General features: G+C 65.1%; 18 protein-coding genes. 10 read left to right on the top strand and 8 right to left on the bottom strand.

Translation table 11 applies throughout. The annotated features are described in order from the left end of the window. Positions 1-84: 84 nt before the first annotated feature. Positions 85-819: a Crp/Fnr family transcriptional regulator gene (locus tag FPZ54_RS10525; protein WP_145847018.1), complete on the top strand. Its 735-nt coding sequence runs from the start codon at positions 85-87 to the stop codon at positions 817-819. A 6-nt stretch (positions 820-825) separates the two neighbouring features. Here FPZ54_RS10525 and clpS read toward each other — a convergent pair whose 3' ends face one another. The 3 genes from clpS to FPZ54_RS10540 form a co-directional block, all read right to left on the bottom strand. Next, on the bottom strand, positions 826-1,155 hold the full coding sequence (clpS, locus tag FPZ54_RS10530; RefSeq protein ID WP_145849715.1) for an ATP-dependent Clp protease adapter ClpS: 330 nt from the start codon (positions 1,153-1,155) through the stop codon (positions 826-828). A gap of 168 nt (positions 1,156-1,323) precedes the next feature. Further along, positions 1,324-2,070 (bottom strand): phasin family protein, encoded by a 747-nt coding sequence (locus tag FPZ54_RS10535; protein ID WP_145847020.1) that lies wholly within the window; start codon positions 2,068-2,070, stop codon positions 1,324-1,326. Positions 2,071-2,160: 90 nt separating this feature from the next. Then, positions 2,161-3,855, bottom strand: coding sequence for a PHA/PHB synthase family protein (locus FPZ54_RS10540; protein ID WP_239019813.1), 1,695 nt, complete (start codon positions 3,853-3,855; stop codon positions 2,161-2,163). 233 nt (positions 3,856-4,088) lie between these two features. Between FPZ54_RS10540 and FPZ54_RS10545 the strand changes: the two genes are divergently transcribed. From FPZ54_RS10545 to FPZ54_RS10555, 3 genes are all read left to right on the top strand, one after another. After that, on the top strand, positions 4,089-5,294 hold the full coding sequence (locus FPZ54_RS10545; protein ID WP_145849718.1) for an LL-diaminopimelate aminotransferase: 1,206 nt from the start codon (positions 4,089-4,091) through the stop codon (positions 5,292-5,294). After that, positions 5,291-5,716, top strand: a complete 426-nt coding sequence (locus FPZ54_RS10550) for an acyl-CoA thioesterase (protein WP_145847021.1) — start codon at positions 5,291-5,293, stop codon at positions 5,714-5,716. The genes FPZ54_RS10545 and FPZ54_RS10550 overlap by 4 nt, the downstream gene beginning before the upstream one ends. Positions 5,717-5,786: 70 nt before the next feature. Continuing rightward, positions 5,787-7,577, top strand: coding sequence for a sensor domain-containing diguanylate cyclase (locus FPZ54_RS10555; protein ID WP_186456731.1), 1,791 nt, complete (start codon positions 5,787-5,789; stop codon positions 7,575-7,577). Here FPZ54_RS10555 and FPZ54_RS10560 read toward each other — a convergent pair whose 3' ends face one another. Beyond that, the gene (locus FPZ54_RS10560) at positions 7,578-8,072 is read right to left on the bottom strand and encodes a winged helix-turn-helix transcriptional regulator (RefSeq protein WP_145847025.1); all 495 of its coding nucleotides are present in this window, start codon (positions 8,070-8,072) and stop codon (positions 7,578-7,580) included. 145 nt (positions 8,073-8,217) lie between these two features. On the opposite strand from FPZ54_RS10560, the gene FPZ54_RS10565 reads away from it, so the two are divergent. Further along, a complete protein-coding gene (locus FPZ54_RS10565) occupies positions 8,218-8,523 on the top strand; it encodes a CC_3452 family protein (protein ID WP_145847027.1) in 306 nt (101 codons plus the stop codon). A 119-nt stretch (positions 8,524-8,642) separates the two neighbouring features. Next, the gene (locus FPZ54_RS10570; RefSeq protein WP_145847029.1) at positions 8,643-10,730 is read left to right on the top strand and encodes a RelA/SpoT family protein; all 2,088 of its coding nucleotides are present in this window, start codon (positions 8,643-8,645) and stop codon (positions 10,728-10,730) included. A gap of 702 nt (positions 10,731-11,432) precedes the next feature. Here FPZ54_RS10570 and FPZ54_RS10575 read toward each other — a convergent pair. Both FPZ54_RS10575 and FPZ54_RS10580 read right to left on the bottom strand, forming a co-directional pair. Next, positions 11,433-12,416, bottom strand: coding sequence for a DUF6607 family protein (locus FPZ54_RS10575; protein ID WP_145847031.1), 984 nt, complete (start codon positions 12,414-12,416; stop codon positions 11,433-11,435). Between the two features lie 25 nt (positions 12,417-12,441). Further along, on the bottom strand, positions 12,442-14,604 hold the full coding sequence (locus FPZ54_RS10580; protein WP_145847033.1) for a TonB-dependent hemoglobin/transferrin/lactoferrin family receptor: 2,163 nt from the start codon (positions 14,602-14,604) through the stop codon (positions 12,442-12,444). Positions 14,605-14,746: 142 nt separating this feature from the next. On the opposite strand from FPZ54_RS10580, the gene FPZ54_RS10585 reads away from it, so the two are divergent. The 3 genes from FPZ54_RS10585 to FPZ54_RS10595 are packed head-to-tail and all read left to right on the top strand — an operon-like array spanning position 14,747 to position 18,385. After that, the gene (locus tag FPZ54_RS10585; RefSeq protein WP_145847035.1) at positions 14,747-15,832 is read left to right on the top strand and encodes a glycosyltransferase family 2 protein; all 1,086 of its coding nucleotides are present in this window, start codon (positions 14,747-14,749) and stop codon (positions 15,830-15,832) included. Then, positions 15,829-17,262: a D-alanyl-D-alanine carboxypeptidase/D-alanyl-D-alanine endopeptidase gene (gene dacB, locus FPZ54_RS10590; protein WP_145847037.1), complete on the top strand. Its 1,434-nt coding sequence runs from the start codon at positions 15,829-15,831 to the stop codon at positions 17,260-17,262. Before FPZ54_RS10585 ends, dacB begins: the two co-directional genes overlap by 4 nt. A gap of 22 nt (positions 17,263-17,284) precedes the next feature. After that, the gene (locus tag FPZ54_RS10595) at positions 17,285-18,385 is read left to right on the top strand and encodes a tetratricopeptide repeat protein (RefSeq protein WP_186456732.1); all 1,101 of its coding nucleotides are present in this window, start codon (positions 17,285-17,287) and stop codon (positions 18,383-18,385) included. Here the strand turns inward: FPZ54_RS10595 and FPZ54_RS10600 are convergent. Both FPZ54_RS10600 and FPZ54_RS10605 read right to left on the bottom strand, forming a co-directional pair. Continuing rightward, positions 18,357-19,088, bottom strand: a complete 732-nt coding sequence (locus tag FPZ54_RS10600; protein ID WP_145847041.1) for a class I SAM-dependent methyltransferase — start codon at positions 19,086-19,088, stop codon at positions 18,357-18,359. The genes FPZ54_RS10595 and FPZ54_RS10600 overlap by 29 nt on opposite strands. A 3-nt stretch (positions 19,089-19,091) precedes the next feature. Further along, on the bottom strand, positions 19,092-19,472 hold the full coding sequence (locus tag FPZ54_RS10605; RefSeq protein ID WP_145847043.1) for a GtrA family protein: 381 nt from the start codon (positions 19,470-19,472) through the stop codon (positions 19,092-19,094). Positions 19,473-19,673: 201 nt separating this feature from the next. Here FPZ54_RS10605 and FPZ54_RS10610 point away from each other — a divergent pair, with 201 nt between their 5' ends. Beyond that, the gene (locus tag FPZ54_RS10610) at positions 19,674-21,479 is read left to right on the top strand and encodes an AcrB/AcrD/AcrF family protein (protein ID WP_186456733.1); all 1,806 of its coding nucleotides are present in this window, start codon (positions 19,674-19,676) and stop codon (positions 21,477-21,479) included. Positions 21,480-21,491 lie beyond the last annotated feature (12 nt).

Raw genomic sequence — 21,491 nt, forward strand, 5'->3', positions numbered from 1 at the left:
GCAGACCGTTACGGGCCTTGATCGATTTTAATGCACTGATTTTGCAGGGCTGCTTTGCAGGGGGCAGTTGGGGGAAGGGACACGGTGTCAGGGAGTTGTTTCGCGGAAATACTCGGCGAGCTGGTTACGCTCGTACCGGGCGAGCAGGCTGCGCTCGAACGATTGGAGGAGCGTCAGCGCCACATAAGGCGCGGGGCGATCCTGCTGCGCGAGAATGAACCGGCGGACGAACTGTTCATCCTGCGCAAGGGGCTGGTGATGAGCTACGTCCTGCTCGACGATGGCAGCCGCCAAATTCTCCGCTTCCACTTCCCCGGCGACGTGCTCGGCGTGTCCAGCATCGTCTATCGCGAATCGCCCGAAACGCTGTGCGCGCTGTCCGACTGTGTCGTCTGTCCGTTCGACCGCCAGGCGTTCAGCGCGTTGACCGTCGCGCACCCCCGCCTCTCCGCGCTGATCCTCGTCCTCTGCCAGATCGAGCGGGTGGCGCTGACCGACCGGCTCGCCGCGCTGGGCCGCACCTCCGCCAAGGCGCGCGTCGCCGCGCTGCTTCTCGAAATGCGCAACCGGCTGCGCGGCACCGACAAGACGATCGAAAAGGCCTTTACGCTGGGGCTGACTCAGGAAGAGATCGGCGACGCCACCGGCCTCACGTCGGTCCATGTCAACCGGATGCTTCGTCAGTTGGAAGAGGAAGGCATGATCGCCCGCGAATCGGGCCGGGTCACGCTGATCGACGAAGCGGCGATGGCGCGCGCCGCGAATTATGTGAACCGGTATGAAGGGCTGGATCTGAGCTGGCTGCCGGAACCGCGCTGATCCGGTTCAGGCCTTTTCCAGCGTGCATTGCAGCGGGTGCTGGTTCTGGCGGGCGAAGTCGATCACCTGCGCCACCTTGGTCTCCGCCACCTCATAGCTGAACACCCCGCATACCCCCACGCCGCGCTGATGGACCTGGAGCATGACGCGCGTGGCTTCCTCCATATCCATCTTGAAGAAGCGCTGGAGCACCAGCACGACGAACTCCATCGGCGTATAATCGTCGTTGAGCATCAGCACGCGATAGGGCGTCGGCTTTTTGGTCTTGGCCCGCGTGCGGGTCGCGACGCCGGTCGCGGCGCCGCCCTCGTCATCGCGGTCGGGATCGTCGGTCATCACGATCGGGGTGCTGAAATATGGCGCTGTCATGAGCCTTTAAAAATATGGCACCGGCGATTCGAGGGCAAGGGGTGGATATCGCGAAAATCGGCCGCGCCGGACAAGAAAAAGGGCGGCCGCGTGTGCGACCGCCCCAATCTGTTCCGATCAGGAACCGTGGCCAGTTCAGGCCGCGGTCTTGATCTTCTCCATCGCAACCGCAACGCGGTTCGAGACCGGCTGCGCGGCATCGCCTGCGAGCTTGATGAACGCTTCGGTATTCTTCGAGGTCTCGGCGACCATCGAGTCGAACGCGCTGCGGACATAGTCGCTCTGGAGCTTGAAGAAATCGGCCGGCGACTTGACCGCGGCCAGGCTCTTCATCGTGGCAGTCGCCTGCTCGAACTGCTTGCGGCTATATTCCGCAGCGTCATGGCCCAGCGTCTCCATGCCCTTGGCGGTGATCTTGCCGCTCTCGACAAGCGCCTCGACATTGCCCTTGGCCAGCTCGGTCATCTCGCCGACCAGCTTGGTGTTCTTTTCGACCGCAGCCTTGGCGCGCTCGTTCATTTCGGCGAAGATCGCCTGGCTCTTTTCCATCGTGGCTTCCATGATATCAGTTCCCTTGCTTGCGGTGTCCGCCATCATCTGCGGGGCGGTACCCTCGATAAACTCGGTTACGGGCGCGGCGACCGTCTCGACGGTCTCGGCAGTGTTCTCGATTGCGGCGGGAGCTGCCTGCTCGGCGGCTTCCGTCACGACTTCAACGGTCTCGACAGTGGCCTCAACCGGTGCGTCGATCGTTTCGGCAACCGGCTCCGGCGTCGCTTCGACGACCGGCGGCTTCGCCGCAGGCGCCTTCGGCGCAACCTTGGCGACTGGCGCCCTGCTCACCGGTTTCTTCGCGCCGGTACGCGGACCCTTGCTGGCCATATCGACGTCCTCGCTGCGATTATTGCAATGCAGCATATACGACGTTGAAAGGTTCAGTTCAAGGGGTTTATTGTGCAGTGCACAAAAAATTTAGCGGGTTCGAACGTAACGCCCAGGGGCCGCGCCAAGTTCCGCATTTTCCGGCGGAATTCGGGCTTTTTTTGCAGGGATACGCGCGGCATCGATTTGCTCGATCCACGCGATCCAGTCGGGCCACCAGCTGCCTTTGACCTCTGTCGCGCCTGCAACAAAATCGTCAAGATTGGTGGCGCCGGCCTCGTTGATCCAATGCTGGTATTTCCCCAGCGACGGCGGGTTCACCACCCCCGCAATATGCCCCGATCCCGCAAGCACGAAACGGGTCGGCCCGGAAAGATGCGCAGTGAGCTTCCAGACGCTGCGCGCCGGCGCGATATGGTCCTCGCGCCCCGCCTGGACATAGGCGGGAGTCTTCACCGTGCTTAGATCGATCGGGGTCCCGCCGATCGCCAGCGCGCCGGGCCGAACCAGCAGATTGTCGCGATACAGGTCGGACAGATAACTCGAATGCCATTTGGCGGGTAGGTTGGTGACGTCCGAATTCCAGTGGAGCAGGTCGAACGGCGTATAATCCTCGCCCAGCAGATAGTTGCTGGTGACATAGTTCCAGATCAGGTCGCGCCCGCGCAACAGGTTGAACGTCGCGGCCATATAGCGTCCGTCGAGAAAGCCGTCGGTGGTCAGCGACTGGATCGCGGCCAGCTGTTCGTCATCGACGAAGACGTTGAGGTCGCCCGCCTCGGTGAAATCGACCTGGGCGGTAAAGAAGGTCGCGCTCCTGACCTTTTCCGCCTCGCCGCGCGCGGCCAGCACCGCCAGCGTCGCGGCCAGCGTCGTCCCGGCGACACAATAGCCGATCGCGTGCACGCTCTCGACGCCCAGCAACTGGCGCACGGTATCGATGGCATCGATCTGCCCGCGCTCGACATAATCGTCCCAGACGACATCGGCCATGGTCGCGTCGGCCGACTTCCACGACACCACGAAGACCGTCAGCCCCTGCTCCACCGCCCAGCGGATGAAGCTCTTCTCCGGGGTCAGGTCGAGAATGTAGAAGCGGTTGATCCAGGGCGGAAAAATCACCAGCGGCGTTTCGAACACCGTCTCGGTGGTCGGCGAATATTGGATCAGCTCATAGAGCGGGGTGCGCTTCACCACCTGCCCGGGCGTCGTCGCGATGTTCTTGCCCAGCTCATACACGCCTTCCGCCGTCTGGGTCATCTGGCCCTTGCTCAGATCGGCGAGCATATGCGCCAGCCCCTTGAGCAGATTCTCGCCCTTGGTCTCGATTGTGCGCTCCAGCACCAGCGGGTTGGTGGCGGGGAAGTTGCTGGGGCTCATCGCGTCGATGAAACCCTGGGTGGCGAAGCGCAATTGCTCCTTCTGCTTGGGCTGTAACCCCTCGATCTGATCGACGCCCTTGAGCAAATGATTCGACAAAGTGAGGTAACTCTGGCGGATAAAGTCGAATACCGGCTGCTCGCGCCATTGCGGTGCCTTGAACCGTTTGTCGCGCGCCTGTTCGGGCGTTTCCTCGAACTTCGGCGCCTTGGCGGGATCGAGGAAGCGCTGCCACAGCGTCATCGTATCGGCCCAGAACTCCGCGCCCGCACGCAACGCTGCGGCGGGATCGACTGGCGGTGCTGCGGGCATGGCCGACATCTGGCCGGCCAGGTCCAGCCCCTGCTCCATCATCATCTGCTGCGCGCGCCCGAACAGCCAGGTCCAGTGCTGGAGATCCTCCAGTCCCGGCTTCGCTTCGGCTTCGGGCTCTGGCTGCGGCGCTTGTGCCGCCTTGGGCTTTGCCGCGCGCTTTGCCCTGGGTTTCGCGGTGGTCGTGGTGTCAGGCTTCGTCTTTGCGGTCGTCGTCTTTTTCTTTGCCGTCGCCACGCGCCTCTCCTCTGGCTTGCCGCCCCGCCCCCTGTATAACGAGGCATCGCGCGTTGCGCGACCACCCCGAGGAGCCGGAACCCCAGACGATGTCCGAAGAATTCTACCGCATGAAGCGCCTGCCGCCCTATGTCATCGCCGAAGTCAATGCGATGCGGGCAGCGGCACGCGCGGGCGGCGAGGACATTATCGATCTCGGCATGGGCAATCCCGACCTTCCCCCGCCCGATCACGTCATCGAGAAATTATGCGAAGTGGCGCGCAAGCCCGACGCCCATGGCTATTCGCAGTCCAAGGGCATTCCGGGCCTGCGCCGGGCCCAGGCCAATTATTATGGCCGCCGCTTCGGCGTCGATATCGACCCGGAAACCGAAGTCGTCGTGACGATGGGGTCGAAGGAGGGGCTGGCCAGCCTCGCCACCGCGATCACCGCGCCGGGCGACGTGGTGCTCGCGCCCAATCCCAGCTATCCGATCCACACCTTCGGCTTCATCCTTGCAGGCGCGACGATCCGCGCGGTTCCGACCACGCCGAACGAAGCCTATTTCGAAAGCCTCGAGCGCGCCATCGCCTTCACCGTGCCGCGTCCGAGCATCCTGGTCGTCAATTATCCGTCCAACCCGACGGCAGAGACGGTCGACCTCGCCTTCTACGAGCGGCTGGTGGCGTGGGCGAAGGAGAATCAGGTCTGGATCCTGTCCGACCTCGCTTATTCGGAACTCTATTTCGACGGCAAACCGACCGTCTCGATCCTGCAGGTTCCGGGCGCAAAGGATGTCGCGATCGAGTTCACTTCCCTGTCCAAGACCTATTCGATGGCGGGCTGGCGGATGGGCTTTGCGGTCGGCAACAAGCGGCTGATCGCGGCAATGACGCGGGTCAAATCCTATCTCGACTATGGCGCCTTCACGCCGATCCAGGCGGCTGCCTGCGCGGCGCTAAACGGCCCACAGGACATTGTCGATCGCAACCGCGAACTTTACCACAAGCGCCGCGACGTGCTGGTCGAAAGCTTCGGCCGGGCGGGCTGGGACATTCCCCCGCCGCCCGCATCGATGTTCGCCTGGGCGCCGCTGCCGCCAGCGCTGGCGCATCTCGGCAGCCTCGAATTCTCGAAGCAATTGCTGACCCATGCCAAGGTCGCGGTCGCACCCGGCGTCGGCTATGGCGAGAATGGCGAAGGCTTTGTCCGCATCGCGATGGTCGAGAACGAGCAGCGGCTGCGTCAGGCGGCGCGCAACGTAAAGCGCTATCTCCAGTCCATGGGGGTCAACACGGGCGCCAAATCGGCGTGACCGCAACCGATCGGGAGGGTTTCGCGTTCAGCCACCGTTTGCGCGTCCGCTATGCCGAGATCGACGGGCAAAAAGTCGTCTTCAATTCGCGCTATCTCGAATATGCGGATGTAGCGCTGAGCGAATATTGGCGCTGGCTGAGGCTTTCGGACCTGACCGAATGGCGCGACATGGAGTTCCATGTCGCGCGCGCCACTGTCGAGTACAAGGCGCCGTTCCGCTATGACGAGGAGTTCGACGCCTTTGTCCGCACCGATCGGATCGGCCGGTCGAGCATCACCAGCCATATCGAGCTGGTCCATGCGGAAACCGGCGCGCTGCACACGATGATCGAGCTGGTCCATGTCAATGTCGATCTGGACGCGGGCCGATCCGCCCCCGTGCCCGACGCGGTGCGCGCGCGGATGCTGGGCGAAGGGTGAAGCGCCGAATTTCGTTGCACCGAAGGTCCGGGGAAACGCGCTATTAACCCTCGGCCGATACCAATGGACCATGCGCTACGGGCCAAGTGACAGAACCGGGCTGGCGATCGTCGCCGGGGTTGCGCTGACCTATTTCCTGCTGGCGGTCGCCGCAATCGGCCTGACGCGGCTGAACCAGAATGTCGCGTTGCTATGGCTCGCAAACGGCCCCCTCATCGCGGCGCTGCTCACCCGCCCCGCCCCTGAACGTCCGCTGCACCTTGCCGCCTGCTTCGCCGCCTCGATCGCGGCATCGGGCGCGGCATCGCCCTACACGACCCTGGCGCCCCTGTTCGCCGTCGCCAATATCGGCGAAGCGCTGCTCGCCTGGATGCTGCTGCGGCGGTTTGGCGGCGACGCGCGGGCGTTCCTGACCCTGCCCTCCCTCGCCGGCTTCGTCGCCGCGGCGGGCGTCGTCGCACCGCTCCTCACGGGTCCGCTGCCCGCCGCGATGATGGCGCTGTATCAGGGATCGGACCCCTGGGCGGTGTGGATGAACTGGGGCATCGGCCACGGCCTTGGCACCGTGATCACCACGCCGATCGCGCTGCTGGTGCTTGGCGGAACCATCTATCGCGATCGCAGGGCACAGCCCGGCGCCGCGGGGCGGTTTGCGGCAATCGCCCTGCTGATGGTGGCGGTGACGGTAATTTGCTTCGCGCAAAGTCGGCTGCCGCTATTGTTCGTCCCGATCCTCCCGTTGATCGCGGCGACGATGGCGTATCGCGTCGCGGGCGCGGCGCTGGGAATGTTCGCGATCGCCGTGATCGGCGCGGTGTTCACCATGGCCGGTCACGGCCCGATCGAGTTGATCGAGGCGAGCCACGCCGTTCGCCTCCAATTCTTCCAATTCTATCTCGCCGTGCTGTTCCTGATCGCGGTGCCGTTCGCGACGATGATCGCGCAAAATCACCGGCTGGCCCAGGCGGTGGCGGCAAGCGAAGCGCGCTATCGCCTGATCGCCGAACACGCGTCGGACGCAGTTGTGACCGTCGATCGTGAGGGCCGGGTGCTGTACGCCTCGCCATCGGTGCGCGAACTGGGAGGCTACCCGCCGGAAAGACTGATCGGCGCGACGTCATTCGACATGATCTTCGAGGGCGACAGAAGCCGGGTGCGCGAGGCCCATCGTCAGGTCATCGACCGGCCCGACTTGATCCATCGCTTCGAATATCGCGGCATGACCGCGACCGGCGGCATTCGCTGGTTCGAATCGACCGCACGCGCGGTGCGTGACGACGATGGCGAGGTCGCGACGATCGTCACCATCGTCCGCGAGGTCAGCCAGCGCAAGGCGCGCGAGGCCGATCTTCAGCGCCAGGCGAATACCGATCCCATGACCGGCGTGCTCAACCGCCGCGCGTTCCAGGACCGGATCGACGCGCACCGGCACCGCACGCCCGACCGCCCCGGCGCGCTCGCCTTGTTCGATCTCGACAATTTCAAGCAGGTCAATGACGGCTATGGCCATGATGCAGGCGACGCCGCGCTGCTGGTATTTGCCGATGTGTTGCGCGCGAGCCTGCGGGTCGAGGATGTGATCGGCAGGCTGGGCGGCGAGGAATTCGCGGTATTGCTCCCCGGCCTAACCCCCGCCGCCGCGCTGGCCGCGTGCGAGCGCGTGCGCAATTCGCTTCAGGATACGCGCATCCAGTCGGTCGGATCGGGCTTTTCAATCACCGTGAGCGCTGGCGTCGCGCCGATCCGGTCGGACCTGTCGTCGGACGAAGTATTCCGGATGGCCGATGCAGCGCTGTACCGCGCCAAGTCGCGCGGGCGGAACCGCAGCGAGCTTGCCGATATCGACTCGCTCGCCGCCTGATCACTCGGCTGCGGCGGCCGATTCCTCGCCGACAACATCCTCGGGCAACGACCAGAGCAGGTCATGCTTGCCCAGCGGGCGCCCGTCATGGCTCATCACCTGAACCGGCGCGATCCGCCGATGGTCGCGCGCATCGACCAGCACCGGGGTAGCGGGCATTCCCGTCTCCCACCGTTCCCCCCATTGGCGCAGCGCGACCATGGTCGGGAGCAGCGCAAACCCCTTTTCGGTCAGCCGATATTCGACCTTGCGCCGGTCGTCATCGCAGGTCTGGCGCGCCAATATGCCATGATCGACCAGCCGGGCGAGCCGGTTCGCCAGGATGTTGCGCGCGATGCCGAGTTCCGACTGGAACTCCTCGAAATGATAGAGGCCGTTGAACGAAGCGCGGAGGATCAGGAAAGACCAGCGTTCCCCCATCGCCTCCAGCGCAGCAGGAAGGCTGCAATTATTGGCGAGCTGGCGAAGCGGCTCTCGCAGTCCGTTGTGACCCATAACCGGCAAATCTACCTCATTTTGACGTTCGCACAATGCGTTATGATCTTGCGCCGCAACAAACGTTTTTACTTGCAACCTATTGGCTAGGGATTTAGGTGGTGATTCGCAACCTTTGTTGCGCCGCACCCCAGGGAGAGTATCGATGATCCGCCTCGCTCCGCTCGCCGCTGCCGCTTTCTGCATCGCGACGGCCGCCACCCCCGCCCTCGTCCAGTCAGCCCATTATTCCGCTACCCCGGCGGATGCTCCGAAAAAGGCCAGCTTCATCACCCAGACGACGGTGTGGAAGTGCAAGGACGGGACCTGCGTCGCGCCCAAGTCGCCGATGAACGACAAGGTGATGTGCCAGCGCGTTGTGCAGCGCGTCGGCGCGCTCACCGCATTCAGCGCGGGCGACACCGCATTCGATGCCGAGGCGCTTGCCGCCTGCAACGAACGGGCGAAGTAACGCGCAACGCGCAGGTGAGTTACCTTGACGCAACAGTCATGCGGGCATCGGCGTCGCCGGTGCCCGCACGCGTTTGAATTCTGTTGCAAAGCAGCACCGGCCACCCCCATCTTGGAAGGGTGCTGCGTCAATATGAACTAGTCGACCGGGTCCTGTCCTACGACCCAGAAGCCGATGAGGCCCTGCTCAACCGCGCCTATGTGTTCTCCATGCACGCGCATGGCAGCCAGAAGCGCGCGAGCGGCGATCCCTATTTCAGTCATCCGATCGAGGTGGCCGGCATCCTGACCGATCTGCATCTCGACGACGAGACGATCGCCACTGCGATCCTGCACGACACGATCGAGGATACCGTCGCCACCCCCGACGAAATCCTCGCCAAGTTTGGTCCCAGCGTCGCACGGCTGGTCGATGGCGTGACCAAGCTCAGCAAGATCGAGGCGCAGACCGAGAGCGAGCGCGCGGCGGAAAATCTGCGCAAATTCCTGCTCGCCATGTCCGACGATATCCGCGTGCTGCTGGTCAAGCTCGCCGACCGGCTGCACAATATGCGCACGCTCCATCACATCGCGAACCCGGAAAAGCGCCGCCGGATCGCGCGCGAGACGATGGACATCTATGCCCCGCTCGCCGAGCGGATCGGCATGTACGAGTTCATGAAGGAGATGCAGACGCTCGCCTTCCAGCAGCTCGAACCAGAAGCCTATGAATCGATCACCAGGCGGCTCGAAGCGCTCAAGGTCGAGGGCGAGGACCGCATCGCCAAGATCGGATCCGGCCTCAAGCTGCTGCTGTCGCGCGGCGGGGTCGAGGTCGATGTCTCGGGACGCGAGAAACACCCCTATTCGATCTGGAAGAAGATGTCGGAACGGCATGTCAGCTTCGAACAGCTCTCGGACATCATGGCGTTCCGCGCCACCGTCGGCACCGAAGAGGAATGTTATCGTGCGCTCGGCATCATCCACCGCCGCTGGCCGATGGTGCCGGGGCGGTTCAAGGATTATATCTCGACGCCCAAGCGCAACGGCTATCGCTCGCTCCACACCAGCATCATCCATGCCGGCGACACCCGCGTCGAAATCCAGATCCGAACGCGCGAGATGCACGCCCAGGCCGAACACGGCCTCGCGGCGCACTGGGCATACAAGCAGGACGCGGTGCGCCCCGACACGCAGGTCAGCTGGATCCGCGATCTGGTCGACATCCTCGAACAGGCCGAAAGCCCCGAGGAACTGCTCGAGCACACCAAGATGGCGATGTACCAGGATCGCATCTTCGCCTTCACGCCCAAGGGCGAGCTGATCCAGCTGCCCAAGGGAGCGACCCCGATCGACTTCGCCTATGCCGTCCACACCGATCTGGGCGACCAGGCGGTGGGTGCCAAGATCAACGGCCGCGTCGTCCCATTGCGTACCGAGATCGCCCAGGGCGATCAGGTCGCGATCCTTCGCTCCAAGGCGCAGCGGCCGCAGGAAAACTGGCTGAACTTCGCGATCACGGGCAAGGCGCGCGCCGCCATCCGCCGTCATCTGCGCCACAAGGAGCGCGACGAGACCATCGCACTTGGCCGCAACCTCTATGAGGAGATCGTTGCCCGCCTCCCGGTGCCGATCGGCGAGGAGGCGCTCGGCGCCGCGCTCACCCGGCTCAAGCTCGACGATGCTGACGCGCTGATGGAGGCGATCGCGCGCCAGAAGCTGACCGACGCGCAGGTGATGGAAGCGCTGATGCCGGGTTCGACGCAGGATGAGGCGAATATCCAGCCGGTCCAGCGCGCCCCGATCTCGATCAAGGGACTGACCCCGGGCGTTGCCTTCACGCTGGCAAGCTGCTGCCGCCCCGTGCCCGGCGACCGCATCGTCGGCGTGCGGAAACCCGGCGCACCGATCGAAATCCACCAGATCAGCTGCCCCAAGCTGGACGCGGTCGAGGATCAGGACTGGATCGATATCGGCTGGGGCGACCGCGCCGAGGGCGGCACCGCGCGGATCGCCGTGACGCTGAAGAACGAACCCGGCGCGCTGGGCGCGATCGCGACGATCATCGGCCAGCACAAGGCGAACATCCTCAACATCCGCTTCGACACGCGCGATACGACCTTCCACACCAATCTGATCGATCTGGAAGTGCGCGACGCGGCGCATCTCATGAAGCTGATGGCCGGCCTGCGCGCGGCGGATGCGGTGAGTTCGGTCGAGCGGGTTTAGGGGGGCGCGTCCGGCGGGGACCGGGAAGGTTGGCTGTTGGCTGGGAATCTGGATCGCAGCTTTCGGCGAGCGTCTTGCAAAAGCAGCCGTTCGCTTAGAACCTTCTGGCATGCGACACTTAATGCTTATGGGCTTGCCGCTGTGGTTTGCCGCTTGCTCGTCAGGTTCGGACAAAGGCCAACAAACAGTCGCAGCCCGCGATGTCTCGGAAGCGAGGGAGCCAATCGCAATCAGGTCGGCTCAACAGGCGTGCAAGCACTTGCGGAAGTCGGCGAAAGAACACGAGGATTTCGACGTTGGCATCTCGAACTACGAAGCGTGTCTCGGTGAAAGGGCGAACCTGACTCGCCCGGCAAACCGCCGGCTTTGTGATCTTGCCAAGAGCGCGATGTCGGTTTCCGGGGTCTGCATTTTAGCAGAGTAAGGTCCGTTAAGGGGTTCGGAAGCTGCCTTTGCGGGCACCTGCCGCGTCGGCGATCCCGCTCCAGCCACCAGGGTCGCCGAGGTCAGGCCCCGGGAATGGTACCAGCCTAGCGCGGGATAACTTCAACTAGATCGGATTTAGCTGATGTCATCCGAGTCTAATGCAACGCTCCCCACCCCTCGCGCACTGCCCCGCAGCACAAAAACGCCCGCCCCGGGGGCTGAGACCGGGGCGGGCAGGAACCGGCACGACACGATGCGCGGGCCGGAGGGTCTGGGTTATTCTGCGGCGCGGGTCGCCTGGTCCATCAGCGCCCTGGCGGTCCGGATTGCATCGGCTTCCTTGACCTTGCCGCTCTGGATCTCGCCCGCGATCTCCAGCAGCCGGCTGGCGATCACGGTGCCCGATTCGGCCGCTTCGGTGATGCGGATGCCGTTCTTGGCGGCGGCGATGCGGTCCCATTCGCCGCGCACTGCGGCCCAATAGCCTTTGGTTGCGGCCCAATAATCGTCCGCCGCCTTGGCGTTGTAACCGTAGAACTTCGTATAGGTGTTCAGGACATATTCCTGGACAACGGGTTCGAGCTTGCCGTCGAACAGGCCCATCTTGGTGTTGTCCTGCCAGTGGATCCAGCCGCCCGGAAACGCCTGATGCCGGTTGATCGCATAATAGCGATCATAGACCGGTCCGCGTACCGCATCGCGGCGGGCGAGCGGGCGCCAGGTCCAGTTGGAACGCCAGCGGCGGATGCCCGCTTCGGTGGTCCATTGCCCCCAGCCGCCATAGCGCGGACTGTCATCGACCTGATACACCGTCTGCGACCAGCGGCCGGGGCGCATCCGCTCCGGCACCTCTTCCCAGGTCCAGCTGTCGGGGCCGGAATAGACCAGCACCTTGGCGGGTTCATATTCCCAGTCCTGCCGCCAGTGCTTGATGACGTGATCCTTGCCCTCATGACTCACGACCAGCAGATGCTGGAGGCGGATCACGCGTCCGGTGTCCTCGATCACGCGCACCGATTCATGCCCGCCCGAAATCTTGGGCTCGATCGGGGTATAGCCTTCGCGCCAAGGCGTGGATTCGCGCATGTCGAAGCGCACCTTGTAATTCCCCGCCATCGCCAGAATGTCGCGGCGGTCGGCCTCGAACGACGCCTGTTCCTGCTCGGGCGTGCGCACCCGCACCGGGCCGTCGGCGAGTGCGGGCGCCGCCGTCACGACAAGCAGCGCTGCGGCGATGCTCAAACGAACCATCTTCTTCATCGTCACCCTCCTTTTCTATCGTTGGTCAAAAGCGGAAGCTCAGCGAGACGCTGCCGTTGCGCCCCGGCTGCGTGTAGGCGTCCTTGATCGTCGAGGTCGGGGAGAGGCCACGCACGTCGCTCCACCATGCATAGGTCTCGTCGGTCAGATTGAAGACGCCGCCGCGCAGCGTGACGCTGTCGCCGATCTTCACGAATGCGGTGATGTCGAGCGTGGTGAAGGAAGGCGGGGTGTAGCCGCCGCCCGCGCGGTCGGTTTCCTTCTTTGCGCTGTGCGTCGCGATGACCTGCCCGCCGAACCGCCCGCCCGGATCGCGCCAGCCTGCGCCGATCACGACCTTGAGCGGATCGACCGACAGCAGGGGCGACCGGGTACCGCCGGGCGCGATCTCGTCGCCGCTGGCATAGGAGATGGCGAGACGACCGGTGAAGCCGCTGTCGCTCCACGCCTCGAACCGCGCCTCGACCCCTTCGACCTCGGCCTTGTCGATATTGATGAACTGATAGATCGCCGGATCGGCCGGAGTGAAGCTGCCGCCCACCACCTCCTGCGAGATGAAGTCGTCATAATCGGCGTGGAAGGCGGTCAGATCGAGCCGGACATTGGCGCCGAGGAATCGCACGCCCGCCTCGAAGCTGGCGCTCGTTTCCGGGCGAAGGTCCGGGTTGGGTGCGGCGATATAGCCGAAGGCGAGGTTGCCGAAGAACTGATTGACCTGACTCGGCTCGGGCGCCTTGAACCCCTGGGCGTAATTGGCGAACAGGCGAACCCGATCGCTCAGCTTCGCGACCGCGCCGATCTTGGGCGACACACGCGAGCCGCTCTGCGCGACCGCGGTGACGCCAGTGAAGGTCTGGCTCATGTCGGGCGACAGGTCATAATGGTCGAAGCGCAGCGCCGGGTGCAGCGTGACCGGGCCGAGCGTCGCCTCGCCCGCCGCGAAGACCCCGATCAGCGTGTAATCGGTGTCGGGAAAGGCGCGGGTCGGGAAGGTTTCGCCAAAGGGCGGGATGGTGCCGTCGCGAATGCCCTGCTGTTCGGTCTGGCTGATATCGCCGCCCAGGATGATCCGCTGCGGCGCCTCGGCACTGGCGAGATTCAGCCGCACCTCGCCCGCCGCACCATAGACGCGGTTCTTGAAGATGTTGAGGCGGGTGCGATCGACTGCGGGATCGCGATCCTCGAAGGTGAACTGGCTGTCCTCCGAATCCTGGAGATAGGCCGCCAGCCGCGCCGCCTCGATCAGCCCTTCACCTTCCCAGTTCCAGTCGAGCGCAGCGCGCCAGCGATGACCGGTGTCGGTCGCGTCGAGGTTGAGTACGCTGGCGCTGTGGCCGGTCAGCACATCGGTGGTCAGGTGCGTGTCGAGATATTCGCCGGTCAGGCGGAAGCGATGCCCGCCGCTTTCATAGACCAGCCGTCCCAACGCCGCATTGGACCGGCCATCCTGCGGATTGGGCTGCGTGCGCGCCGCACCCTCGCCGCCGACGGTCCCCTGATTTTCATATTCGTGGAAGTCGCGGCGGGTATAGGCGGCCATCGCCGACCAGTCGCCCGAACGCCCGGCGAGGATCAGCGTCTCGCTGAACTCGTCATCGGCGGAGGAAAAGGCGGCGCGGGCCAGTCCGCCGAAATTCTGCCCTTCGCGCAGCAGGTCCTTCGGATCGCTGGTGATGAAGCTGACCGCCCCCGCAAGTCCGTCGCTGCCATAGAGCGCCGAAGCCGGGCCGCGCAGAATCTCGACCGATTTGATGAGGCCAAGATCGACATAATCGCCACGCCCTACGCCCTGCGCACCGAAGCTGAACCCGTCCGGCACGCGCACGCCATCGACCTGGATCAGCACGCGGTTGCCGCCAAGTCCGCGGATCGTGAAGCCTTCATTTCCCGCGCGTCCGGTGGTGCCCAGCGCGGCGCCGAAGCGCGTCGGCTGGCGGGTGACGCTGACACCGGGTTCGAAGCGGACCAGTTCCTTGATGTCGGTCACCAGTTCGTCGGCGATCTGCTCGGCATCGATCACGCTGACGGTCGCCGGCGCATCCTGCGTCGCGACCGGTACGCGGGTCGCGGTGACCGTGACCGTATCCTTCTGGTCGGTGTCGGTCGTCGCCTCCTCGGCGCAGGCGGGCGAGGCCAGCAGCCCGGCCAGCGCGGCCCCCGAGACCAGCATGGTGCGCGTCAAATTCATTCCTATCCCCTTAACATGCGAATGCGAGTGATTCTCATTTGCGAGTCGGTTAGGGGGCCGGGCCGATAGTGTCAACCAAGTGTCAACTACCTGCCGCAAATCCCGCATGACGAGGGCCGATCGGCGCGCTAAACCGCCCCTCATGCAACGCCCAAAGCTCTCGGTCGTCGTGCCGTGTTACAATGAGGAAGGCTGTCTCGAGCTGCTGCACGGCCGCGTCTCCGCCGCCGCGCGCGAAGCGGTGGGCAGCGACTATGAGATCGTGCTCGTCAATGACGGCTCGCGCGACGGCAGCTGGGCGGTGATGCAACGGCTCGCCGCCGCCGATCCGCGGCTGGTCGCGATCAACCTCTCGCGCAACCACGGCCACCAGCTCGCGCTGACCGCGGGGCTCGATCTGTGCGCCGGCGAGGAGATCCTGATCATCGACGCAGATCTTCAGGACCCGCCCGAACTGCTCACCGATATGCGCGCGACGATGCGCGAGCAGGGCGCCGACGTCGTCTATGCGGTGCGGCGCAAGCGCGACGGGGAAACCTTCTTCAAAAAGGTCACCGCCGCCTTTTTCTATCGAATGCTTGACCGGATTACGGACACGCCGATCCCACTCGACACCGGCGACTTCCGCCTGATGAGCCGCCGCGCGCTCGACGCCTTTTTGAGCCTGCCCGAACAGGCGCGCTTCATCCGCGGCATGGTCGCCTGGGTCGGGTTCCGCCAGGTTCCCTTCGTTTATGACCGGCACGAGCGGCACGCGGGGGAGAGCAAATATCCGCTCGCCAAGATGATCCGCTTCGCGCTGGACGCCGTCACCGGCTTCTCGACAGCGCCGCTGCGGTTCGCCAGTCATGCCGGGCTCGCGCTCACCGGACTGTCGGTGCTGCTGTTCCTCTACATCGTCGTGGGCTGGCTGCTGGGCAATGCGGTGCAGGGCTGGACGTCGACGATGCTGGTCGTCGTATTCCTCGGCGCGGTGCAGATGTTCGTGCTGGGCATGATTGGCGAATATCTCGGACGCCTCTATGTCGAATCGAAGCGACGTCCGCTCTATCTCGTCGCGGACGTCGCCGGGCCGGTGAAGGGCCATGCCTCGCTCGGCTATCGCTATCTCGATTCGGGCGAGGTGACGGTCGCGCCCTTCGCGCCGCCGCGCAGCGACGCCGAAATGCCCCCTGCCCCCGGCCCGGGCAAGGCACCGCGCAAGTCCGAACCGCCAACATTGCTTTGAAGCGCGCACTCGCCCTCGTCGCGCTGGCGCTTGCCGCCCCGCTGGCGGCGCAAGAGGCGCCGACGCTGGATGCGCGGGTTTCCGCCGAACTGGGCGAGGCCGCAACCGGCACCCGCTACGGGCTGGTCGTCGCCGATGCCGAGGGGCGCGAGATCGTCGCGGTCAATCCCGACCAGCGCTTCATCCCGGCGTCGAACACCAAGATCGTCACCACCGCCGCCGCCTGGTGGTCGATGCCCGCGATCGACCAGCCGGATGCGATCGGCGGTGCCGCGGTACGGATCGAAGGCAGGGATCTGATCCTCACCGGTCGCGGCGATGCCCGTCTGTCGAGCGCGCCCGATTGCCTCACCAACTGCCTCGCCCAACTCGCCAATGCGATCGCCGCAGGGGTCAGGCGCGTGCGCAACGTGACCGGCGACGCGACGCTCTTCCCCGATGAACGCTGGAGTTCGGGGATGAGCTGGAACAACATCCCGACCCGCTCCGGCACGGCGATCGCGGCACTCAGCCTCGACGATAACGAACTGGTCGTGACCGTGACGCCGGGCAAGCCGGGCGAACCGCCGCGCTTCGATCATCTCGGCTATGTCGGGATCGACAATCGCGTCGTCACCGTCTCGGGCGGCAAGACAGAACTCAATTACGACCGCCTTCCATTCGCGCGGACGATGCGTGTCACCGGGACCATCGCTGCTGATGCTGCGCCGCAGACGCTCCGCTTCGGGATCGACGACCCGGCGCATTACGCCGCATGGCGGCTCGCGGCCTTGCTGAAGGAACGCGGGGTCAAGGTGACGGGGACGGTGCAGTCCCGCTATCGTCCCCTGCTCCCCTCGGACGACCCGGAGAAGCGCGCCGCAATCCCGCCGCGTCCGCCCGAGCCGACCTGGCTCGCCGCGCTCATCCCGCCGCCGCTGACCGAAGATGTCCGCACGATCAACAAGGTCAGCCAGAATCTGCACGCCGAACTTCTGCTCCGCCGCACCGGACTGATCGATGGCAGCGGGTCGGTCGCCGACGGGCAGAGGCGGGTCGAGGCGCTGTTCGCCGCCGCAGGCGTGCCGCGCACCGCGTTCGACTTTTCCGACGGATCAGGCATGTCGACCTATAACCGTGTGGCGCCGCGTGGGATGGTCACGCTGTTGCGCTGGGTCGCGGGCCAGCCCTGGGGCGGAGCGTGGCGCGAGACGCTGCCGGTGGGCGGGGTCGACGGTACGCTGGCGCGGCGGTTTAAAGGGACGCCTTTGGAGGGCCGTATCTTCGCCAAGACAGGGTCGCTCAATGCCACCAGCGCGCTTGCTGGATACATGCTGGGCAGGAGCGGCAAATTGCTGACCTTCGCAGCCTATGCCAATGATGTTCCATCGGGGGCGTCGGGAACGCCGATGATGGATGCGGCACTGGTCGCAATTGCCGAAGCGAACTGACGGGTCGACACGGGGAACGGGCATGTTGCTGGCGGCAATGATGCTGGCGCAGGACGCAGCAAAGCTGGAGGCGGCGGGGCGCTATGCCGACGCCGAGGCCGCGCGCCGGTCGCGGTACGAACAGATGCGGCGCAGATCGCCGGGCGATGTCCCGGCAGCCGATGCGGCGGAGAAACTCGCCGATAATCTGGCAATGCAGTTGCGACTTGCCGACGCCGAGCCATTCTACCGGCGCGCGCTCGATATCCGGCTCCAGAAGCTGGGCGAGCGGCATGGCGACACCGCGCGCAGCCTGCGCCAGCTATCTTCGCTCGCAATGGCCAAGGGCGCGTTCGTCGAGGCAGAGGCATTCGCGCAGCGCGCGCTCGATATACAGCGCCAGCTCTCACCGCAGGGTGGCATCGAGCTTGCCTGGGCGCTGAACACGCTGGCCGAGGTTTTGGCCGCGCGGGGAAAGGCGTTCGAAGCCGATCCACTCTTCGCCGAAGCAATCCGCATCGCGCGGAGCAACGGCGACGTGGACCTTGCGATCCTGCTCAACAATCGCGGCAACAACTTCTATCGCATGGCGACAGCCACGGTCATTCCGCCGATGTTTCGGCGGCGTGCCGGAGCAACCCGTTCGGTTGTCGCGCCGACCGACGCGATCGCAGAAGACGGACTCGATCCTGTGCGCAAGCGCGCCTTTTTGTCCCAGGGGCGACAGTTATTGGACGAGGCATTGCGCCTGTTCACCGCGACCTCAGGTTCCGACCACCCCGATGTCGCCAATCTGCTCAACGGGCTTGCCGCCAATTATCGCGCTGCGGGAAATCCGGTCGAGGCGGAAACGCATTTCCGCAAGGCGCTCGCAATCAAGGGGCGATTCCTGCCCCCCGACAATCGCGACCGGATCGTCGGCGAATGGAGCCTTGGCGCGCTGCTCGCGACAAGGCCGGGGCGGGAGGCCGAAGCGCGCGCACGGCTGAGGGCCGCAATGGCCGGGGCTATGGCGTCGCAGGCGCGGTTCCGGGAATTCGATCGGGCTGCGAGCGCCGAGTTGCGCAGCTATGCCCCGGTCTTCGCCACCAGCATCTCGGTCGCGTGGAAGCTCGCTAATCCTTCGGCTGTGCCAGCACGATGATCGACAGACCCGGTGGCATCGGCACGCGGCCGAGCAGATGGCGCTCCAGCGCAAAAATCTTTTCGAACGCCCAGTTCAGCGGCTTCGCGGGCGGCGAGTCGTCGCTGTCGTCCTTTCCGGTCAGCTTGCCGGCCAACCGAGCGGCAACCGCAGCGGGGAAGAGCAGCGAATTGAACCAGCGCAGTTTGCGCCATTTCAGCCCGGCCTTGTCGAGCGCGGCGGTCAGGCTCGCCTTGGAATAGCGGCGCTTGTGGTGGTTCACCACGTCGTGCGCGCTCCACATCCATTGATGCGCCGGGACGGTGATGAGGATCGTGCCGCCGGGCTTCAGCCGCTTGGCCATCCCGGCCAGCGCAGCGACATCGTCCTCGACATGCTCCACCACGTCGAGCACGGCGATCAGGTCATACTGCCCTTCGGCGACACCATCGAGTTCGGGGAGCGGCGCGGTTCCGACGTCCCTGCCCAGCCGCTTGCTCGCCACGTCGCGCGCCGCTTCGTCGATCTCGATCGCATCGACCGTGCCGAACGCGCCGAGCATCGGGAGGTTGTGCCCGGTGCCGCAGCCGATTTCGAGGATGCGGGCGCCCTTGGACGGCTGGACATAGCGGGCGATGTAATCTGCCAGGATGTCGCGGCGCGCCACATACCACCAATGGGTGGAATCATGCTCGGCCATGCGGTCGTAAACGATGCGGTCCATGGTCTATCCAAACACCCATTGGCGGTTCAGCGCAAACGTCGCGAGCGGGGTGACGGTCACGATCGGGATCAACGGCACCCATTCGGGATAGTGCAGAAGGTCGGCGAGCACCCAGGTGAACAGCGCGTTGAGCAGCAGCCCGAAGCCCTGGACGATCAGGAATTTGAGATGCTGGCGCCCGCTATTGTCGCGCGTCCCATGCCCCTTGAAGCTCCACGAGCTGTGCAGGAAGAAGCCGCAGGTCACTGCGACCGCAAAGGCGAACGGCACCGCGGCCACGGCGAGATCGGGAAACACCCACCAGACGAGCGGCAGATAGACCGCCGAATAGATCACAGTCGAAATGCCGCCCGCGATGCCGAAGCGGATGAGCTGGCCGAGCATCCCGCTCCGCCGCAAATCGCCAATTCGTTGAATCAGTGCCGCCACAAACCGTCCATTGGTCGCGAAAATCCCCGTTTGCACTGAGCTTGTCGAAGTGCCGGTCTTGCTTCTGCTAAGGCGAAGGAAGATGGACTGCCCTTCGACAAGCTCAGGGCGAACGGATGGGGCCTTAGTGCGCCACATGGGACGGGGAAAGCGGTTTTGAGTTCGACACGATTCGCCGGGTTCGACCTCGGCCATGAACTGACCGCGCGCTGGGTCCGCTGGACGTTGCTCGCATGGGCGGCGATCGCAGGCTGGTACCTCTGGCAGCGCTGGGGATATGTCAACGCGCTCGGTCTTGGCGATACCGACGACAATATGCGGCTGATGCAGGTGCGTGGGCTGCTCGCGGGGCAGGACTGGTACGATCTGCGGCAATATCGGCTGAGCCCGCCAGACGGACTCGACATCCACTGGTCGCGGCTGGTGGACCTGCCAATCGCGGCGCTGATCCTGATCTTCAAGCCGTTTACCGGGGTCGCGATGGCCGAGCGGCTGGCGGTGGGGATCGCGCCGCTCTTCCCGCTCGCCGTCGCGATGCTGGCGATGGGGGCAGCCACGCGCCGCCTGATCGCGCCGACCGTCTGGCCGCTGTCGATTATCACCCTGATGGGCTGCACCGCGACGATGGCGATGTATGTGCCGCTGCGCATCGATCATCATGGCTGGCAGCTCGCCTTGCTTGCGCTGACGGTGATGGGCATCGCCGATCCGCGGCGGACGCGCGGGGGGCTGACCGTCGGCCTGGCCAGCGCGGGCTCGCTGACCATCGGGCTGGAGCTGCTGCCGTTCTGCGCGATGGCGGGGGCGATCGTCGCGTTGCGCTGGGTTTGGGATCGTGACGAAGTGGGCCGGCTTCGCGCCTATGGCCTGACGCTGGCGGGCGGAAGCAGCGCTGGGTTCGTGGTGTTTGCTTCCAATGCCAATTACGCGATGCGTTGCGACGCACTGACGCCCGTCTGGCTGTCGGTGATGGTCGCGGCTGGAGCCCTGCTGTTCCTCCTGACCCTCCTCAACCCCGCCAGCCGCCTCGTCCGGCTGGGCCTTGCCGCCGCAGCGGGCGGCATCGTCCTGGGCGGCTTTGCCGGGCTGTTCCCGCAGTGTCTGCAGCGGCCGGAGGGGGTGTCCGACGAGCTGGCGGAAACGTGGCTCAACAATGTCCGCGAAGCGCGGCCGATCTACAAACATACCTTTGCCATGGCGTTCCCGATCGCGGTGCTGCCGGTGATCGGGATCATCGGCGCCGGCGTCGCGGCGTGGCGGGCACGGAGCGCGGACCGGCTGGTCGCATGGATCGCGATCGGGCTGTTCACGCTGTTCGCCGGCGCGATGCTGTTGTGGCAGGTTCGCGCCGGGCCGGCGGCGCAGCTGCTGGCGGTGCCGGGGGCGACCTATCTCGCCTGGATCGTCGTGCCCTGGTTCCTCGGCCACAAATGGATGCCGGTTCGCATTCTGGGTTCAGTCGCTGCCTTCCTCCTCGTTTCCGGGCTGTTCGCCGGATTCGTGGTCAAATGGGTCAAGGTCGATGGCCCGCCCAGCAAGATGCGCGCCGCAGTCGGCAAGGCCAATTCGCGCTGTGCCAGCGCTTCGGCGATGCGGATGCTCGATCGGACGCTGCCTCCCTCTACCCTGTTCACCCATGTCGACCTCGGACCCCGGCTGATCGTCATGACGCATCACAAGGGGATCGCCGGCCCCTATCACCGCAACGAGCGGGCCATTCTCGATGTCCACCACGCCTTTACCGGCAAGCCGGAAGCGTTTCGCGGCATCGCCCGGCGCTATGGCGCCCAATATCTGCTGGTCTGCCCCAATATGGCGGAGACCACGGTGTATCGGGCGCGAGAGCCAGACGGCTTTTACGGCCAGCTCGCCAAGCACAAGGTGCCGGACTGGCTGGAGCCGGTCGAGCTCCCGAAGAACGCGCCCTATCGGCTGTGGCGGATCAGATACGACCTCCCTTAAAATTGGATTCAG

It is taken from the genome of Sphingomonas suaedae, from assembly GCF_007833215.1.
Classification (GTDB): Bacteria; Pseudomonadota; Alphaproteobacteria; order Sphingomonadales; family Sphingomonadaceae; genus Sphingomonas; species Sphingomonas suaedae.

Bases quoted from the DNA above. Each gene is read 5' to 3' on its own strand.
- FPZ54_RS10545 (WP_145849718.1), top strand. From the start codon at position 4,089: ATGTCCGAAGAATTCTACCGCATGAAGCGCCTGCCGCCCTATGTCATC.
- FPZ54_RS10605 (WP_145847043.1), bottom strand. From the start codon at position 19,472: ATGCTCGGCCAGCTCATCCGCTTCGGCATCGCGGGCGGCATTTCGACT.
- FPZ54_RS10600 (WP_145847041.1), bottom strand. From the start codon at position 19,088: ATGGACCGCATCGTTTACGACCGCATGGCCGAGCATGATTCCACCCAT.
- clpS (WP_145849715.1), bottom strand. From the start codon at position 1,155: ATGACCGACGATCCCGACCGCGATGACGAGGGCGGCGCCGCGACCGGC.
- FPZ54_RS10565 (WP_145847027.1), top strand. From the start codon at position 8,218: ATGATCCGCCTCGCTCCGCTCGCCGCTGCCGCTTTCTGCATCGCGACG.
- FPZ54_RS10580 (WP_145847033.1), bottom strand. From the start codon at position 14,604: ATGAATTTGACGCGCACCATGCTGGTCTCGGGGGCCGCGCTGGCCGGG.
- FPZ54_RS10560 (WP_145847025.1), bottom strand. From the start codon at position 8,072: ATGGGTCACAACGGACTGCGAGAGCCGCTTCGCCAGCTCGCCAATAAT.
- FPZ54_RS10555 (WP_186456731.1), top strand. From the start codon at position 5,787: ATGCGCTACGGGCCAAGTGACAGAACCGGGCTGGCGATCGTCGCCGGG.
- FPZ54_RS10585 (WP_145847035.1), top strand. From the start codon at position 14,747: ATGCAACGCCCAAAGCTCTCGGTCGTCGTGCCGTGTTACAATGAGGAA.
- FPZ54_RS10535 (WP_145847020.1), bottom strand. From the start codon at position 2,070: ATGGCCAGCAAGGGTCCGCGTACCGGCGCGAAGAAACCGGTGAGCAGG.
- FPZ54_RS10595 (WP_186456732.1), top strand. From the start codon at position 17,285: ATGTTGCTGGCGGCAATGATGCTGGCGCAGGACGCAGCAAAGCTGGAG.
- FPZ54_RS10575 (WP_145847031.1), bottom strand. From the start codon at position 12,416: ATGAAGAAGATGGTTCGTTTGAGCATCGCCGCAGCGCTGCTTGTCGTG.